This is a genomic window from Streptomyces sp. NPDC039424, assembly GCF_055639495.1.
In genome coordinates this window covers 93525-109735 of sequence record NZ_JBVKAI010000016.1, presented here as the reverse complement: position 1 = coordinate 109735, position 16211 = coordinate 93525, and the positions used below count along the sequence as shown (strand labels likewise).

General features: G+C 71.6%; 16 protein-coding genes and 1 pseudogene. 6 read left to right on the top strand and 11 right to left on the bottom strand.

The annotated features are described in order from the left end of the window. Positions 1-366: 366 nt before the first annotated feature. Positions 367-1017 (bottom strand): HAD family hydrolase, encoded by a 651-nt coding sequence (locus ACZ7L0_RS32020; protein WP_471246024.1) that lies wholly within the window; start codon positions 1015-1017, stop codon positions 367-369. 69 nt (positions 1018-1086) lie between these two features. Here ACZ7L0_RS32020 and ACZ7L0_RS32015 point away from each other — a divergent pair, with 69 nt between their 5' ends. Both ACZ7L0_RS32015 and ACZ7L0_RS32010 read left to right on the top strand, forming a co-directional pair. After that, positions 1087-1446, top strand: a complete 360-nt coding sequence (locus tag ACZ7L0_RS32015; protein WP_471246023.1) for a hypothetical protein — start codon at positions 1087-1089, stop codon at positions 1444-1446. 1 nt (position 1447) lies between these two features. Next, the gene (locus ACZ7L0_RS32010; RefSeq protein ID WP_471246022.1) at positions 1448-1870 is read left to right on the top strand and encodes a hypothetical protein; all 423 of its coding nucleotides are present in this window, start codon (positions 1448-1450) and stop codon (positions 1868-1870) included. Here the strand turns inward: ACZ7L0_RS32010 and ACZ7L0_RS32005 are convergent. The 3 genes from ACZ7L0_RS32005 to ACZ7L0_RS31995 all read right to left on the bottom strand — a co-directional run bounded on the left by ACZ7L0_RS32005 (position 1860) and on the right by ACZ7L0_RS31995 (position 4163). After that, entirely contained in the window at positions 1860-2357 is a 498-nt protein-coding gene (locus ACZ7L0_RS32005) for a GNAT family N-acetyltransferase (RefSeq protein ID WP_471246021.1), read from the bottom strand. The genes ACZ7L0_RS32010 and ACZ7L0_RS32005 overlap by 11 nt on opposite strands. Positions 2358-2402: 45 nt before the next feature. Next, positions 2403-2909, bottom strand: a complete 507-nt coding sequence (locus ACZ7L0_RS32000) for an RNA polymerase sigma factor (RefSeq protein ID WP_471246020.1) — start codon at positions 2907-2909, stop codon at positions 2403-2405. Positions 2910-2984: 75 nt separating this feature from the next. Then, the gene (locus tag ACZ7L0_RS31995; protein WP_471246019.1) at positions 2985-4163 is read right to left on the bottom strand and encodes a glycerophosphodiester phosphodiesterase; all 1179 of its coding nucleotides are present in this window, start codon (positions 4161-4163) and stop codon (positions 2985-2987) included. A 366-nt stretch (positions 4164-4529) separates the two neighbouring features. Between ACZ7L0_RS31995 and ACZ7L0_RS31990 the strand changes: the two genes are divergently transcribed. Continuing rightward, positions 4530-5201: a lysophospholipid acyltransferase family protein gene (locus tag ACZ7L0_RS31990; protein WP_471246018.1), complete on the top strand. Its 672-nt coding sequence runs from the start codon at positions 4530-4532 to the stop codon at positions 5199-5201. On the opposite strand, the gene ACZ7L0_RS31985 is transcribed toward ACZ7L0_RS31990, so the two are convergent. From ACZ7L0_RS31985 to ACZ7L0_RS31965, 5 genes are all read right to left on the bottom strand, one after another. Then, positions 5198-6736 carry an MFS transporter gene (locus ACZ7L0_RS31985; protein ID WP_471246017.1) on the bottom strand — a complete coding sequence of 513 codons (1539 nt, stop codon included), beginning with the start codon at positions 6734-6736 and terminating at the stop codon, positions 5198-5200. The two genes, ACZ7L0_RS31990 and ACZ7L0_RS31985, sit on opposite strands and share 4 nt — an antisense overlap. Next, positions 6733-7284, bottom strand: a complete 552-nt coding sequence (locus ACZ7L0_RS31980; RefSeq protein WP_471246016.1) for a TetR/AcrR family transcriptional regulator — start codon at positions 7282-7284, stop codon at positions 6733-6735. The genes ACZ7L0_RS31985 and ACZ7L0_RS31980 overlap by 4 nt, the downstream gene beginning before the upstream one ends. Positions 7285-7375: 91 nt before the next feature. Continuing rightward, a complete protein-coding gene (locus tag ACZ7L0_RS31975; RefSeq protein WP_471246015.1) occupies positions 7376-8347 on the bottom strand; it encodes an aldo/keto reductase in 972 nt (323 codons plus the stop codon). A gap of 391 nt (positions 8348-8738) precedes the next feature. After that, positions 8739-10169: an argininosuccinate lyase gene (gene argH / locus ACZ7L0_RS31970; protein WP_471246014.1), complete on the bottom strand. Its 1431-nt coding sequence runs from the start codon at positions 10167-10169 to the stop codon at positions 8739-8741. Positions 10170-10284: 115 nt separating this feature from the next. After that, positions 10285-11481, bottom strand: a complete 1197-nt coding sequence (locus tag ACZ7L0_RS31965) for an argininosuccinate synthase (RefSeq protein WP_471246013.1) — start codon at positions 11479-11481, stop codon at positions 10285-10287. Positions 11482-11658: 177 nt separating this feature from the next. On the opposite strand from ACZ7L0_RS31965, the gene ACZ7L0_RS31960 reads away from it, so the two are divergent. From ACZ7L0_RS31960 to ACZ7L0_RS31950, 3 genes are all read left to right on the top strand, one after another. Continuing rightward, on the top strand, positions 11659-12507 hold the full coding sequence (locus ACZ7L0_RS31960) for a hypothetical protein (RefSeq protein WP_471246012.1): 849 nt from the start codon (positions 11659-11661) through the stop codon (positions 12505-12507). A gap of 121 nt (positions 12508-12628) precedes the next feature. Further along, positions 12629-13216: a pyridoxamine 5'-phosphate oxidase family protein gene (locus ACZ7L0_RS31955; RefSeq protein WP_471246011.1), complete on the top strand. Its 588-nt coding sequence runs from the start codon at positions 12629-12631 to the stop codon at positions 13214-13216. 3 nt (positions 13217-13219) lie between these two features. Next, a complete protein-coding gene (locus ACZ7L0_RS31950) occupies positions 13220-13930 on the top strand; it encodes a L,D-transpeptidase family protein (RefSeq protein WP_471246010.1) in 711 nt (236 codons plus the stop codon). Here ACZ7L0_RS31950 and ACZ7L0_RS31945 read toward each other — a convergent pair. Further along, positions 13917-15441 (bottom strand): annotated as a pseudogene (locus tag ACZ7L0_RS31945) (sensor histidine kinase). The gene ACZ7L0_RS31950 and the pseudogene ACZ7L0_RS31945 overlap by 14 nt on opposite strands. Continuing rightward, entirely contained in the window at positions 15438-16178 is a 741-nt protein-coding gene (locus tag ACZ7L0_RS31940; RefSeq protein ID WP_471246009.1) for a response regulator transcription factor, read from the bottom strand. The pseudogene ACZ7L0_RS31945 and the gene ACZ7L0_RS31940 overlap by 4 nt, the downstream one beginning before the upstream one ends. Between the last annotated feature and the right edge of the window lie 33 nt (positions 16179-16211).

Genomic DNA, 16211 nt, shown 5'->3' with positions numbered 1-16211 from the left:
GTCACTGTCGAGTGCGCGGGCGTGGGTGTGCCCGGGCACGGGTGCGTTCGTTCAGGGACGCGGCACGGTTCTCGCGGTGGCGATGGAACCGGGGAGAACAGGTGCGCGGGGCGGCCGTCACACGCGCCGTACGACGGCGCGCGGACATGCCACGGCGGCTCGCTTCGGGGCGCGAGGCTCAGGTGGTGCGGGGGCCCTCTAGAAGGCGCACATTCGGTTCATGCGACACAGACAACGAGCACCGGGCGCAGGGGTCGCCTCGGTCGCAAGGGTGCGGCAGCTCGTCGTGGTCATGCGATCAGTAAACCAGACGTACGGTCCTGACAGGACGCCGCTGTCCGCATGCTGGACAGCGGCGGACAGGGGTCAGCCGCGCGGGGATATCTCCACTCCTTGCTGGGTGACCAGTACGGACAGCGCCGAAAGGTCCTCGGCCACCAGGTCGGCGACCAGCTCGTGCGCGGGGTGGGTTGTGGTCAATGCCACGGTGGTCATCCCGGCCGCGCGGCCCGCCTGGAGCCCGGCCGGGGCGTCCTCGAAGACGACGCAGCGGGCCGGGTCGACGCCCAGCCGTCGGGCCGCGAGCAGATAGGGCTCGGGGTCGGGCTTGCCGCGGGTGATGTCGTCGGCGGCGATCAGCGTCTTGGGCCGGATGCCGACGGCGTCCAGCCGCGCCTCGGCCAGCCGCCGGGTGGCGGAGGTGACGACGGCCCAGCAGTCGGCGGGCAGCGAGTCCAGGAGGTCCTTCGTGCCGGGGAGCAGGCGGACACCCCCGTTCGGTACGTCCTCCACCTCCAGTTGCTCGACCCGTGCGACGGCCTCCGGCACGAGCCGCGCGGGCAGCAGGTCGGCGACGACCTCCGCCGCGGGCCGACCGTGCAGCTCTACCCGTCCGAACGCCTCGGCCGTGATCCCGTACTCCCCCGCCCAGCGCGTCCAGCAGCGCTCCACGGAGTCGAGGGAGGAGACGAGAGTGCCGTCGTTGTCGAACAGAAGGGCTTGTGCGTGGATCGTCATGGTCTAGACCCTACGGCGTACACCGGGGGCGACCGCCTCGGGCCGTTTGGCCCGTATTAAGGTCACGGCATGTTCACTGCCCTGACGCTGGTGACGGGGATCGCCGCGCTGTTGCTCGCCGCCTGGTGCGGCTGGGCCGCCTACCGGGACCAGCCGACCAAGGACTGGCACTTCATCGGAATGGCCGTGGTGTCGCTGCTGGCCGTGGTGCAGTTGGTGATGGGGATCGTGCTGCTGGCGCGGGGCGAGAAGCCCGAGCAGGGGACGACGATCTTCGTGGCGTATCTGCTGGGCGCGTTCGCGTGCGTCCCGGCGGCGGGCTTCATGTCGCTGGCCGAGCGGACGCGCTGGGGTTCGGTGACCGTCGCCGCCGGCGGTGTGGTGCTGGCGGTGCTCGAAGTGCGGCTCTACGACATCTGGGGAGGGTGAGATGACCACCGCGCAGGACAAGCCCCCGAGAACGCGGCTCATCAGCGGGCCGGGGATGCTGCTCGTCTGGTTCTACGGCGTGATGGTCGTCGGTGCCGTCTCCCGCTCCGCCTACCAGATCGCGACCGACTTCGACCGGGCGCCGCTCGCGTACACGCTGTCGGCGGTGGCGGGCGTGGTGTACGGATTCATCACGTACACGCTGGTGCGCGGCGGCGAAACGGCCCGCAGGGCGGCGCAGGTGTGCTGCGCCGCCGAACTCGCGGGTGTGCTGGTCGTCGGTACGTGGACCCTGGTCGAACCGTCGGCCTTCCCGGAGGCGACCGTGTGGTCCGACTACGGCATGGGGTACGTCTTCATCCCCGTACTCCTGCCGCTCTCGGCCCTGTACTGGCTGCGGAAGTCGCGCACGGTCACGCCGTAGTCGCGTAGGCCCCCGCCGGCTTCTCCAGGACGATCATCGGTACGCCGTCCGCACCCTCGGACGTGCCCACCGTCTGGTAGCCGACCCGGCGGTACAGGCGGAGGTTGCCCTCGCTGCGGTGGCCGGTGTGCAGGCGGAACTTGGTGGCCCCGCGCTCCTCCGCCAGGGTCGCCTCCGCCGCGCGCAGCAGCCGGGCGCCGATGCCGTGGCCCTGCAGCCGCGGGTGGACGCAGAGCTTGCCGATGGAGGCCGCGCCGTCCTCGGTGATCCGGCCGCGCACCGAGCCGACCACCTCCTCGCCCAGCCGCGCGACGAAGACGCAGTCGGAGGTGACCTCCTGGCGGACCGAGTCGAGGCTCTGGACGAGCGGGTCGATGCGGTAGTTGCCGTACAGCGCCGCCTCGCTCTGGAAGCACAGGTACTGGAGCCTGAAGATCTGCTCTGCATCCTGCTCGGTCGCCACCGAGATGGTCACGCTCATGCCCATGTGCGCACGCCTCCCGCTCACCTGATCACCGGTCGTCCCTCACTCCTATCCCCGCACTTCGCGGGCCGCAACCTCCGGTGCCAGCATTCGCCGCAGACATCCAAGACATCGGGAACGTTCCGGGCCGAGACTGCCCTGTGAGATACCCAACTCCCCCGCGATCTCCCGGTAGGTGAGGTCCTCCGGGGACAGCAGGGCCTCCATCAGCCGGGGACAGCGGCCCGGCAGCCGGCGCACCGCGTCGCGCAGGGTACGGCGCCGGGCGGCGGCGAGGGCCAGTTGCTCCGGGCCGCGACCGCTGTCGTCGGCGGGCTCGGTGTCGTACGGCCGCTCGTGACGCGAGGTACGACGGCTGCGGCGCGCCTCGGCGCGGACGGCCTTGCGCAGCCAGCCCTGCGGGTCGAGCGGCGGTCCGTCGGTCTCCAGCCGCTCCAGCAGGCGCAGCCAGACGGCCTGCTCCAGGTCACCCGGTTCGGCTCCGGCGGCATATGCCTCGGCGGAGGCCTCGGCGGTGAGGAACGGTCGCAGGGCGGCGACCAGGTTGTGCGTCATATGCGGAGCGACGCGACCGCCCCTGGGCAGGTTGCCGGGGCGGCCGTCAGTCCCCTCGAACGGGTGCCGTGCGGGTCAGCGGTTGACGAAGTCCGCGCGGGCGAGCACTCCCGTGTCCGCGTTGTCGGTGAACACGCCGTCGATGCCGGTCGCGAAGTACGTCCGGAACGCGCCGAAGGCGTCGCCGTAGCCGTCGGCGTCGGTGCCCTTGCGGAACTCGGCCGGCAGGAAGGGGTTCTCGTTGCGCATGGTGTACGGGTGCAGGATCAGGCCGACCGCGTGGGCGTCCTTGACCAGGGTGGTGGGCGTGGTGAGGCTGCCGTTCGCGTCCTTGGGGATGACCAGGTCCAGGGTCGGGCCGATGCCCTGCGCGTAACCGGCGATCTCCCTGAGGCCCTTGGGCGTGACGAGGTCGGCGACCGTGCGCGGGTCGCCCGCCTCGACGAAGTCCCAGGGGCGGCTGGTCGCCGCGGAGAGCAGGACGACCAGGGGGTTGTCGACCAGCGTGTTCAGACGCCGGATGCTGCTCGGCTCGAAGGACTGCAGGATGACCGGCGAGTCGCGCCTGTCCTTTCCGTACTTGCGCAGCAGCTTGGCGACCCGCTCCTCCAGGCCCAGGCCGAGCTTGCGGAAGTAGGTGGGGTGCTTGGTCTCCGGGTAGATCCACACCTGCCTGCCGCGCTTGCGGGTCTGCTCGTCCTGCCACTTCAGGACCTCTTCGAAGGTGGGGATCTCCCACCGGCCGTTGTAGAGGGTGTTGTGCGGGCGGTTGGCCGGGATGCGCTCGACCGCTCGCAGGGTCTTCAGCTCGGCGAGCGTGAAGTCCTCGGTGAACCAGCCGGTGGTGGAGACCCCGTCCAGGACCTTGGTGGCCTTGCGGTCGGCGAACTCGGGGTGGGAGGCCACGTCCGTGGTGCCGCCGATCTCGGGCTCGTGGCGGCAGACGAGGTGACCGTCCTTGGTGGGCACCAGGTCGCCCGCCTCGACGACGTCGGCGCCCAGGTCGAGGGCCAGCTGGTACGAGCCGAAGGTGTGCTCGGGCCGGTAGCCGCTGGCACCCCGGTGCCCGATGATCGTCGGCACGGGCAGGCTCTTCAGACCCCCGCCCCCGTGCCCGGCCGCGCCGGGCTCCGTGGCTCTGGCCGCGCCGGGCAGCCCGAGCACCGCTCCGCCCGCGCCGAGCATCGCGGCGCCGAGCAGCGCCCGCCGTCCGGTGCCGTTCGCGTCCCGCTCGTTCGAGTCCCGGGTTTCCATGAGGGCCCTCCTGCCGTTCCGCCCGTCGGTGCGCGCCGATGGTAGGGGCGTGGACATGACTCGCGGGAGACCTTGGTCCGAACAGGTGGGTGACGCCGGATGGCGTATGCGAGGCAAGATGTGACGATCCGTCGGCTTCGGTCCCGGCACCCCGGGTACGCGGCCTGTAAGGCCTCCGGCGAGGTACGTCACATCGTCGCGGCGGCGTTACGGACGGCCGTCGAGGCGGTACCGCAGGTAAACCAACGTCAACAGTGCGTAAGACCTCGGTGAACCGGACGTACCCGATGTGCGCTTCGCGGGGGGCCGCGAGTATCGTCCTCACCTGCACATACACATACCGACCCTTTGACATCGGAGGACCCGTTGTCCCGCTTCGCGCTCATCAAGGCAGTGCTCGGACCGATCATGCGCCTGATGTTCCGCCCACAGGTGGAGGGCGTGGAGCACATCCCGGGCGACGGCCCGGTCATCCTGGCCGGCAACCATCTCACCTTCATCGACTCGATCGTGCTGCCGCTGGTGACCAAGCGGCAGGTGTTCTTCATCGGCAAGGACGAGTACGTCACCGGCAAGGGCCTCAAGGGCCGGCTGATGGCGTGGTTCTTCACCGGCGTCGGCATGATCCCGGTGGACCGGGACGGCGCGAGCGGGGGCGTGGCCGCGCTGATGACCGGCCGGCGGATCCTGGAGGAGGGGCGGATCTTCGGTATCTACCCCGAGGGCACCCGGTCGCCCGACGGCCGTCTGTACCGCGGCCGTACCGGGATCGCGCGGCTCACTCTGATGACGGGGGCGCCGGTGGTTCCCTTCGCGATGATCGGCACGGACAAGTTGCAGCCCGGGGGCCGGGGGATTCCGCGGCCGGGCCGAGTGACCGTCCGCTTCGGCGAGGCGATGGAGTTCTCCCGGTACGAGGGGATGGACCGGGATCGGTATGTGCTGCGGGCGGTCACCGATTCCGTGATGGCCGAGGTCATGCGGCTGTCGGGTCAGGAGTACGTGGACATGTACGCCACCAAGGCCAAGGCGGCCTAATCGCCGTGCGGGGCAGTGCCTTCAAGGCGCTGCCCCTTCAGCAGGAACCACGCTCCCACCGCCGTCGCCAGCAGGACCGCCGCGCCCGTGCCCGAGGCGAGGTGGAGGCCGTGGACGAAGGCCTCGCGGGCCGCGTCCAGGAGGGTCGCGGAGGTGGGTGTGGGCAGGGTTGCCGCCGCCTCCGTCGCCGCACCCAGTGATTCGTGGGCTGCCTCGGGCGTGCCGGACGGGCCGGTGAAGTCGCGGTACGCGGCCGTCAGGATCGAGCCGAGCAGGGCGATACCGAGGGCGGCGCCGAGTTCGTACGCCGTTTCGGAGACCGCGGAGGCGGCGCCCGCCTCTTCCTTGGGGACCCCGGCGAGGATGACGTCGGCGGTGACGGTGAAGGAGAAGCCCGCGCCGACGCCGACGACCAGCAGGGCGGCGCCGAGGACCGGGTAGCCGGTCGACTGGCTCAGGGTCGTCAGCGCGGCCAGGGCGAGGCCCACGGCGGCGAGACCGCCGGAGACCACGGCGCGTACCGAGAAGCGCCGGGCCGCGCGGCCGGCGACCAGACCGGCCGCCACCGCGCCGACGGCGGCGGGCAGTTCCGCCAGCCCCGCCTCGAACGGGTGCCTGCCCTGGACGAGTTGCAGGTACTGCGAGAGGAAGAACACCAGCCCGGACATGCCGAGGACGGTGAGCAGGTCGGCCAGGACGGCACCGCTGAAGCCCCGGTTACGGAACAGGCGCATGTCCAGCAGCGGGGTCGGAAGCGTCAGCTGGCGGCGGACGAATCCGTACAGGGCCGCCGTGCCGAGCACGCCCGCGGCGAGCGTCTCCCACGTGAGGCCGTGGGTGGCGGCCTCCTTCACCGCGTACACGAGGGCGATCATGCCGACCAGGGACAGGACGACGCTGCTCAGGTCCCAAGGGCCGGGGCTGGGGTTGCGGGACTCCGGCAGCAGCCGGATGCCGACCAGGACCAGGACCGCCATCACGGGCAGGTTGATCAGGAAGACCGAGCCCCACCAGAAGTGCTCCAGCAGGAAGCCGCCCGTGATGGGGCCGACGGCCGTGCCCGCGGAGGCGGTGGCGCCCCAGACGCCGACGGCGAGGCTGCGCTCGCGCGGGTCGTGGAAGAGGTTGCGGATCAGGGCGAGGGTGGCGGGCATCAGGGTGGCGCCCGCGACGCCGAGCAGCGCCCGCGCCAGGATCATCAGCTCCGGTGTGGTGGCGTAGGCGTTGAGGACGGATATCGCGCCGAACGCGGTCGCGCCGCCGAGCAGGATCCGCTTGCGGCCGATCCGGTCGCCGAGGCTGCCCATGGAGACCAGCAGACCGGCGATGACGAAGGAGTAGACGTCACCGATCCACAGCAGCTGGGTGCCGGTGGGCTTCAGGTCCTCGCTGAGGTACGGGGTGGCGAGGCCGAGGACGGTGGCGTCCACGGCCACCAGCAGCACGGCGAGCACGAGGACCGAGAGCGCGAGCCAGCGGCCCGGGCGCTTCTCCGTCTCCCGCGTCACGAACGCCGGCCGCAGGGTGCTGGTCATGATTCCTCTCTCCGTAGCGCGCCGCCGAGCACCAGCTCGACGATCATGTGGTGGAAGTCCTTCGGGGCGCCCTTGCCGCTCTGTACGACCCAGACACCGGAGGCCAGCAGGCCGAAGAGGGCCTCGGTCAGCCAGGCCGGGGTGAGGTCGATGCGGAACTCGCCGCTCATCTGGCCGCGCCGGAACAGGGCGGAGACGCGGTCGTCGATCCGGGACCAGCCCTCGTGCTGCTCCTCGCCCTCGAAGAGCTGGTTCTCGGTGTAGAGGAAGGCGAGCAGTCCGGCGGCCGGTTCGATCTCTTTCACGAACCGGCGCAGGGCTTCCTGGGCCGGGCCCTCGTCGAGCCGTGCGCCGTCCAGCGCGGCGTCGCACTCCTCGATGCCGAGCGCCTCCAGCGCCCGTACGAGCGCGTCGCGCCCGGCGAAGAGGCGGTGCAGGGTGGCCCGGCTGATCCCGGCGGCCTTGGCGACCTCGTCCATGGTCGCGGTGGATCTGCGGGTCAGCAGGGCGGCTGCGCTGCGCAGCACATGGTCACGGTCGACAGCCATGAGACGAGTGTACTCCATATGAGACATTGATGTCTCACAATGGGCATGCGTGCCTCACGGCGGTCGGTTTCTTGACCGGACCGCGGCTGTGTCAGTGCCAGGGAAGCTGCCCGCGCCGCTCCCAGTACGTCCGCGGCTCCTCGACGAGCGCGGCGAGGCGGGCGAGCTGGTCCTCGTCGAGGTCCACGACGGCGGCGTGCAGGTTGGAGGCGAGCTGGTTCAGGGTGGCGGCACCGGACAGGACGACCCCGGCCCAGGGCAGGCGCAGGATCAGCGCCAGGGCGACCGCGTCGCAGCCCAGGCCCGTCTCCGCCGCCACGGCCTTCAGCGCCTCGGGGGCGTGCGGTTCGGCGAGCCGCCCGTTGGCCATGCCCTCCTTGACGATCACCGTGAGCCCGGCGTCGTGCGCCTCGGCGAGCGCGGGGGCGGCGGAGGTCTCCAGCGCGTTGTACGTCGACTGGACGGTACGGAAGAGGGGCTCGCCGTCGACGGTCACGGCGAGGGCGGCGCGGATGGCGTCCGCCTGGGCGGGGCCGCTGGTGGAGAAGCCGACGGTGAGGCCCTGTGCGGCGGCCTCGGCCAGCCTGGCGTGCAGCTCCTTGTCGGTGAGGGCGGGGCTGTCCGGGGTCACCGAGTGGATCTGGTAGAGGTCGAGCCGGTCGCCGAGCAGCTCGGCGGTCTCGGCGCGCTGCCGCTCGTAGGTGGCGAGGCCGTGGTCCTTGACCTCGTGCTTCTCGGCGTCGGTGGACCAGTCCGCGGTGTAGGTGTAGCCCCACTTGCTGCCCACGACGACGTCGTCCACGTCCGGGCGGGCGCCCAGCCAGCCGGCGAGGAACTCCTCGGAGCGGCCGTAGGAACGGGCCACGTCGAAGTAGCGGACGCCCTGGGCGTAGGCGGCGTCCAGGAGCTCGTGGGTGCGCTCGCGCAGGGCCTCGACGGTCCGGTCGGCCGGGAGGTCCTGCTCGCGGCCGAGGTTGATGTAGCCGGGACGGCCGACGGCGGCCAGACCGAGTCCGATGTGGCAGGTCGGGGTCGTTGCTGAGGCCAGTCGGGCGAAGGGCATCGCGGGCTCCGGTTCGGTCGGCTCCTGACGGCTGCCATCAACCTAACCCGCGCGGTGGCGACGAAACGCGCACCGCTCCCACACACGCCGATCGGCCGCCGACCACGCCGACAGCCGGGCCGCCGTCACGGCACCGGCGGACCAGTCGGACGCGGGGTGGTCGCCACGCGGGCGCCCGGGCGGACTCCATTCGGCTCGGGCCGCCGGGGCCACCGTCACGCCACAGACCGCCCGCACGCGGCGTCGTCGCCAAGCGGAAGTCCGACCGGACGCCAGACCCCGGCCGAACGCCATCCCGCCCGGGCCGCCGCGACCACCCTCACACCGCGGACCACGCGCACGCGGGGTCGTCGCCACGCGGCACCGGGCAGCCGGCGGCTGGGGGCGACCGCTACCGGTTCTTCGCGTTCGCCCATCCGTGCTGGGTCGCCACGTCCGCCTTGACCTCGGTGAGCTGGACGGCGACGGCGGTGGGTGCCGTGCCGCCGCGGCCGTTGCGGGAGGCCAGGGCGCCGGGGACGTTGAGGACCGAGCGGACGTCGGGGGTGAGGTGGGCGCTGATCTTGGCGAACTGCTCGTCCGTCAGCTCGTCCAGTTCCTTGCCCTCGGCCTCGGCGACCTTCACGCACTCGCCGGCCACTTCGTGCGCGACCCGGAAGGGCACGCCCTGCTTGACCAGCCACTCCGCGATGTCGGTGGCGAGGGAGAAGCCGGCCGGGGCCAGTTCCTCCATGCGCTCACGGTTGACGGTGAGGGTGGCGATCATGCCGGTGAAGGCGGGCAGCAGCACCTCCAGCTGGTCGCAGGAGTCGAAGACCGGCTCCTTGTCCTCCTGGAGGTCGCGGTTGTAGGCGAGGGGCAGGGCCTTGAGGGTGGCCATGAGCCCGGTGAGGTTGCCGATGAGACGGCCGCTCTTGCCGCGCGCCAGTTCCGCGATGTCCGGGTTCTTCTTCTGCGGCATGATCGACGAGCCCGTGGAGAACGCGTCGTGCAGGGTCACGAAGGAGAACTCCTTCGTGTTCCAGATGATGATCTCCTCGGCGATCCGGGAGAGGTTCACGCCGATCATCGCGGTGATGAAGGCGAACTCGGCGACGAAGTCCCGGGACGCCGTGCCGTCGATGGAGTTGCCGACGCTGCCGTGCTCGAAGCCGAGGTCCTTGGCCACCGCCTCCGGATCGAGGCCGAGGGAGGAGCCCGCCAGGGCACCCGAGCCGTACGGCGACACAGCCGTCCGCTCGTCCCACTGGCGCAGCCGCTCGGCGTCCCGGGACAGGGACTGCACATGGGCCAGGACGTGGTGGGCGAAGAGCACCGGCTGGGCGTGCTGGAGGTGGGTGCGGCCGGGCATCGCCACGTCCGGGTGGGCCTCGGCCAGCCCGATCAGCGCGTCCTGGAGGTCGGCAATCAGGCCGCCGATGATCCGGGCGTGGTCCCGCAGGTACATCCGGAAGAGGGTGGCGACCTGGTCGTTGCGGGAGCGGCCCGCGCGCAGCTTGCCCCCGAGGTCGGGACCGAGGCGCTCCAGCAGGCCGCGCTCCAGGGCGGTGTGGACGTCCTCGTCGGCGATGGTGCCGACGAAGGAGCCGTCGGCCACGTCCGCTTCGAGCCGGTCCAGCCCCGCGAGCATCCGGGTCAGCTCGTCCTGCGTGAGCAGCCCCGCCTTGTGCAGCACGCGCGCGTGGGCGCGTGAACCGGCGATGTCGTAGGGCGCGAGCCGCCAGTCGAAGTGGACGGACGCGGACAGCTTCGCCAGGGCTTCGGCGGGACCGTCGGCGAATCGGCCGCCCCAGAGCCGTACGTCACCGCTGTTGCTGCTCACTTGCGTTGCTCCTCGGAGGTGTGGATGAGCCGCCTCCCCACCGCGTGTGTGGGGAGGCGGTTGCCAGGCTGGTGCGGGTGGGGGTGACCGGGCGCCTCGGCGGGGTCGCGTCGGGCTACGCCCGCGACTGCCGCTGCGCCGCGATCTTCGACGACAGACTGTAGATGTCGATGAAGCCCTTGGCGGCGGCCTGGTCGAAGGTGTCGCCGGTGTCGTAGGTGGCGAGGTTGAAGTCGTACAGCGAAGACTCGGAGCGCCGGCCGGTGACGACCGCGCGACCGCCGTGCAGGGTCATCCGGATGTCGCCGTTGACGTGCTGGTTGGCCTCGTTGATGAAGCCGTCCAGGGCGTGCTTGAGCGGGGAGAACCACTGGCCGTCGTAGACCAGTTCGCCCCAGCGCTGCTCGACCTGCCGCTTGTAGCGGGCGAGTTCGCGCTCGACGGTGACGTTCTCCAGCTCCTGGTGGGCGGTGATCAGGGCGATGGCGCCCGGAGCCTCGTACACCTCGCGGGACTTGATGCCCACGAGCCGGTCCTCGACCATGTCGATCCGGCCGATGCCCTGCCGTCCGGCTCGCTCGTTGAGCTGCTGGATGGCCTGAAGGACGGTGACCGGCTTGCCGTCGAGGGCGACCGGGACGCCTTCCTTGAAGGTGATGACCACCTCGTCGGCCTCGCGGGGCTCGGCCGGGTCGGAGGTGTACTCGTAGATGTCCTCGATCGGGGCGTTCCAGATGTCCTCCAGGAAGCCCGTCTCGACCGCGCGCCCGAAGACGTTCTGGTCGATGGAGTAGGGGGACTTCTTGGTGGTGGCGATCGGGAGGTTCTTGTCCTCGCAGAACGCGATGGCCTTGTCGCGGGTCATCGCGTAGTCGCGGACCGGGGCGATGCACTTGAGGCCGGGGGCGAGGGCGACGATGCCGGCCTCGAAGCGGACCTGGTCGTTGCCCTTGCCGGTGCAGCCGTGGGCGACCGTGGTGGCCCCGTGCTTCTGGGCGGCGGCGACGAGGTGCTTGACGATCGTCGGACGGGACAGCGCGGAGACCAGCGGGTAGCGGTCCATGTAGAGGGCGTTGGCCTTGATCGCCGGGAGGCAGTACTCGTCGGCGAACTCGTCCCTGGCGTCGGCGACCTCGGCCTCGACCGCGCCGCAGGCGAGGGCGCGCTTGCGGATGACGTCGAGGTCCTCGCCGCCCTGGCCGACGTCGACCGCGACGGCGATGACCTCGGCGCCCGTCTCCTCGGCGATCCAGCCGATGGCGACGGAGGTGTCCAGGCCGCCCGAGTAGGCGAGTACGACGCGCTCGGCCACGGGGTTCTCCTCACACTGCATTCGCTGATATGCATGAGTATGCAGAACTCTGCATGATTCGTCAATCTGCAAAAGATCACCGGACGCGTTGAACAAATGAAACCGCTTTCGCGTACTGACCACCGAACGCTGGCGCCGCGTTTGTAAACCCACTCCTGACCCAAGTGAGGCATCCGCATGTCCAGGGCTCTTCCGAAGTACAACCAGCGTCGCGTGGCGATCATCGGCGGCGCCGCCGCCGTGGCCCTGTCCGGCGCGGTCATCGCGGGCTCCGCCCTCGCCGGGACGCCCGACAAGAGCGACAGCAGCACCACGAACGCCCGCACCCTCGCCAGCCCCGGCACCATCACCTGCCCGGACGTCGCCTCGCAGCTGCCCGCGATCCCGGCCACCGCGAAGGCCGAGGTCGACCGCAACCTCACGCTGCTCCAGACGCAGATCCAGGAGGCCAACAAGCGCCTGGTGGACACGGTGGGCCAGGGCGGTCCGAACTTCGTGAACAACGCCATCCTCGGCCCGCTGAAGGACAAGCGCGTGTCCACCATCAACCGCATCGCGACGGCGATCGGGCGTACGGCGGCCAAGCCGACCGGCCTGGACTCCCTCGCGCCGTGCACCCTGAACGCGGGCGGCGCCAACGCGAACGCCGGGAACAACGCCGCGACGGCGACCCCGACCGCGGCGGCCACCCAGCAGGCGGGCGGCGAGACGGGCGCCGCCGGCTCCGGCGCGGCCGGCACCATCAGCTGCCCCGACGTGAAGTCGCAGCTCCCGGCGATCCCGGCGTCCGCGCAGGCCGAGGTGGACCGCAACCTCACCCTGCTGCAGACGCAGATCCAGGAGGCCAACAAGCGCCTGGTGGACACGGTGGGCCAGGGCGGTCCGAACTTCGTGAACAACGCCATCCTCGGACCGCTGAAGGACAAGCGCGCCTCCACCATCGACCGGATCGCCATCTCCATCGGCCGCAAGGGGACCAAGCCGACCAACCTCGGTTCCCTGGCCGCCTGCACCCTCAACAAGTGAGGTGACGGGCAGCCGTGGCCGCCCCGAGTGAGCGCCGGCCGGGGCGGCCGCGGCGGAGCCGTGGCTGTGTGATCGCGCATTCCTTAGACAGCCGAAGGAAATCCACGGATAATCGTTGGCCATGGGAAAGACCTATGAGCGCATAGACGGCAGGCTCCGCACGTTCATCGAGGAACAACCCCTCTTCTTCACCGCGACCGCCCCGCTCTCCGGCGACGGCACGGTCAACCTCTCCCCCAAGGGCCTCAAGGGCTCCTTCGCGGTGCTCGACGAGCACACGGTGGCGTATCTCGACTTCGCCGGTTCCAACGCGGAGACCATCGCCCACCTGCGGGAGAACGGGCGGATCACCCTGATGTGGTGCGCCTTCCAGGGCCCGCCGAACATCGTGCGGGTGCACGGCCGGGGCGAGCCGGTCTTCCGCGACGACCCCCGGTTCAAGGAACTGCTCACCCGTTTCCCCGACATCGACCCGACCCAGCACGGCCTGCGCGCGATCATCGTCGTACACGCCGAACTCGTCCGGGACACCTGCGGATACGCGGTGCCCTTCATGTCGTACGACACGGACCGCGATCTGCACGGAAAGCGCTTCGCACGGGAGGACGACGCCTCGCTGAGCGAGTACTTCCGCAAGAAGGACCACGTGGCCACCAGCCTGGACGGACTACCCGGGCTGCCGTTGCCGCTGCCGCCGTCTACCGTGTGAGCCATGCGCCCCGGTGCCGTCGCCCTCGCGTCCGCGTCCGTCCTCCTGCTCGGCGCCGCGCCCGGCGGCGGCCCGCCCCCGCTTCCCGCACGGCTTCCCGCCCTGATGGCGGACACCGGGGGCGGCAGGCAGCTGATCACGGCTCAGGCCCCGAGCGCCGACGCGACGTCGGGCACCGTCGTCTGGTGGGACCTGCGCCACGGGCGCTGGGTCCGGGCCGGTTCGGCGCCCGCCCGCTTCGGCGCCAACGGGCTCGTCGAGGGGGCCGCCCGGAAACAGGACACGAAGACCACACCGACCGGGCTGTACTCCCTGCCGTTCGGCTTCGGCATCGAGGCGGCACCCGACGGCACGCGGGTGCGCTACCGCCCGGTCGGCGCCGACTCCTGGTGGTGCCAGGACAACGCGTCCCGTGCGTACAACCGCTGGACCGAACCGCTGCCCCCCGACTGCCGGGCCACCGAGTCCGAGCACCTCGTCTCCTACCAGGCGCAGTACGCGCACGCGCTCGTCATCGGCTTCAACTACCGGCGGCCGGTGCGGGGCCGGGGCGCGGGCATCTTCCTGCACGTCAACGGGCAAGGGGCGACCGCGGGTTGTGTCTCGGTCCCCAAGGAGGCGATGCGGCGGATTCTGGCCTGGGCGGATCCGGCGGCCAGGCCGCACATCGCGATCGGGACGGAGAGCGGGGCCACGGCGATCACTCGCTATTGACGTCCCCCAGGGGCAGCCGCACGGTGGACGTGGTCGCCCCCGGCCGGCTCTCCAGCCCCACACTCCCCCCGTGCGCCTCCACCACCGCCGCCACGATCGCCAGCCCCAGGCCCGCACCGCCGCCGGAAGCGTCCGTACGGCGGCGGTGCTCGGCCCCGGGTGAAACGTTCGAAGACGCCGGGCCGGACGTCCTCGGGGACGCCGGGGCCGTCGTCGTGGACCTTCAGGTGGACGGAGGTGTCGTCGGTCTCCAGGGACACCGTCACCTCGGTGCCCGCCGGGGTGTGCAGACGGGCGTTGGCCAGCAGGTTGCCCAGCACCTGCTGGAGGCGGTGGGCGTCACCGGTCAGGGTCACCGGGTCCTCGGGGAGCTCCAGGGTCCAGCGGTGGCCGGGACCGGCCGCGCGGGCGTCGGTGACGGCGTCCAGCACGAGGTGGGTGAGGTCGACGGGACGGCGTTCCAGCGGGCGGCCCGCGTCGAGGCGGGCGAGCAGGAGCAGGTCGTCGACCATCTCGCCCATCCGGGAGGACTCGGCGGCGATACGGCCCAGGGCCCGGGTGACCTCCGGCGGCACCGGCCCGGGGTGCAGCAGGGCGAGTTCGGCGTGGCCCCGCACCGAGGCGACCGGGGTGCGCAGCTCGTGGCTGGCGTCGGCCGCGAAGCTGCGCAGCCGCTCCTCGCTGGCGTGCCGTTTGGTGAGCGCGTCCTCGACATGACCGAGCATGCGGTTGAAGGCGGCCGCCACCCGGCCCACCTCGCCGCCCGGGTCGGACTCGGGGGCGCGCGGCGGCAGGGCCACCTCCCCGCTGGCGAGCGGGAGTTCACTGACCCGGGCGGCGGTCGCCGCGACCCGGCTCAGCGGTCGCAGCGACCAGCGCACCCAGAGGGCGCCGATGACGCCGGTGGCGGCGAGGGCGAGACCGAAGACGATCCCGGCGACCAGTTCCAGACGGTGCACGGTGGCCTGCACGGGCTCCAGGGGCAGCCCGGAGACCAGCACATCGCCGTCGAGGCCTTGGACGGCGACGACCCGGTAGTGGTCCAGTGCGGAGAGGTCGACGGTGTGCCCCTCGCCGTCGGCGTCGACCGCCGCGAGCTGCTCGCGGTCCCTGTCGGTGAGCTCGCCGATCAGGTTCTCGATGCCGCCGGGGCGGACGACCGCCACGTTGGTGATCCTCCCGTTCACCAGCCGCGCGCCGAAGGTGCCGGTCGCCTGTCTGCGGTCGTCGCCGTGCTCGTCGCCGATGGGGGTCCCCCCGGTCGAGCCCTTTCGAGACTGGGGGAGGTCGTCCGGCAGCCTGCCGCCGTGCTCCAGGCTCGCCGGGAACCGGGTGCCGACCTGGGCGAGCTGCTCGTCGAGGCGCTGCGTGAGGAAGCCGTTCAGCTCGACCACCGCGGCCAGCCCGACCGCGGCGCAGCTGACCGCCAGCAGCACGACCAGGCCGACGGTGAGCCGGGCCCGCAGGGTGCGGGGGCGCAGCACGCGGAGCGGGCGGAGCAGGTGCCTCACTTGGTCACCGGCTTGAGCACATAGCCCGCCCCGCGCACCGTGTGGATCATGGACTCGCGGCCCGCGTCCACCTTCTTGCGCAGGTAGGAGATGTACAGCTCGACGACATGGGCCCGGCCGCCGAAGTCGTACGACCACACCCGGTCCAGGATCTGCGCCTTGCTGAGCACCCGGCGCGGGTTGCGCATCAGGAAGCGGAGCAGCTCGAACTCGGTCGGGGACAGCTCGACCAGCTCGCCGCCCCGGGTCACCTCGCGGGACTCCTCGTCCATGACCAGATCGCCGACGACCAGCCGCGGGCCCTCGTCCAGTTGCCGGGTCATGCCAGCGCGGCGCAGCAGCCCGCGCACCCGGGCGACGACCTCCTCGAGGCTGAAGGGCTTGGTGACGTAGTCGTCGCCGCCCGCCGTGATGCCCGCGATGCGGTCCTCCACCGCGTCCCGCGCGGTGAGGAAGAGCACGCACACATCGGGCTTCACCGCGTGCAGGGAGCGCAGCACGGCGAAGCCGTCGGTGTCGGGGAGCATCACGTCGAGGACGACGGCGTCGGGCAGCAGCTCGCGCGCCGCGGCGACCGCGGCGGCGCCGTCGCCGGCCGCGCGCACCTCCCAGCCCTCGTAGCGCAGGGCGCCGGTGAGCACCTCGGCGAGGTCGGGGTCGTCGTCGACGACGAGGACGCGCAGCGGGGTGCCGTCGGGTCGGGTGATGGCCGGGCGGCCGGAGCGGGTCATGTTCATCGCCTCTCCAGGATCACCCCTCGCGGGGACGCC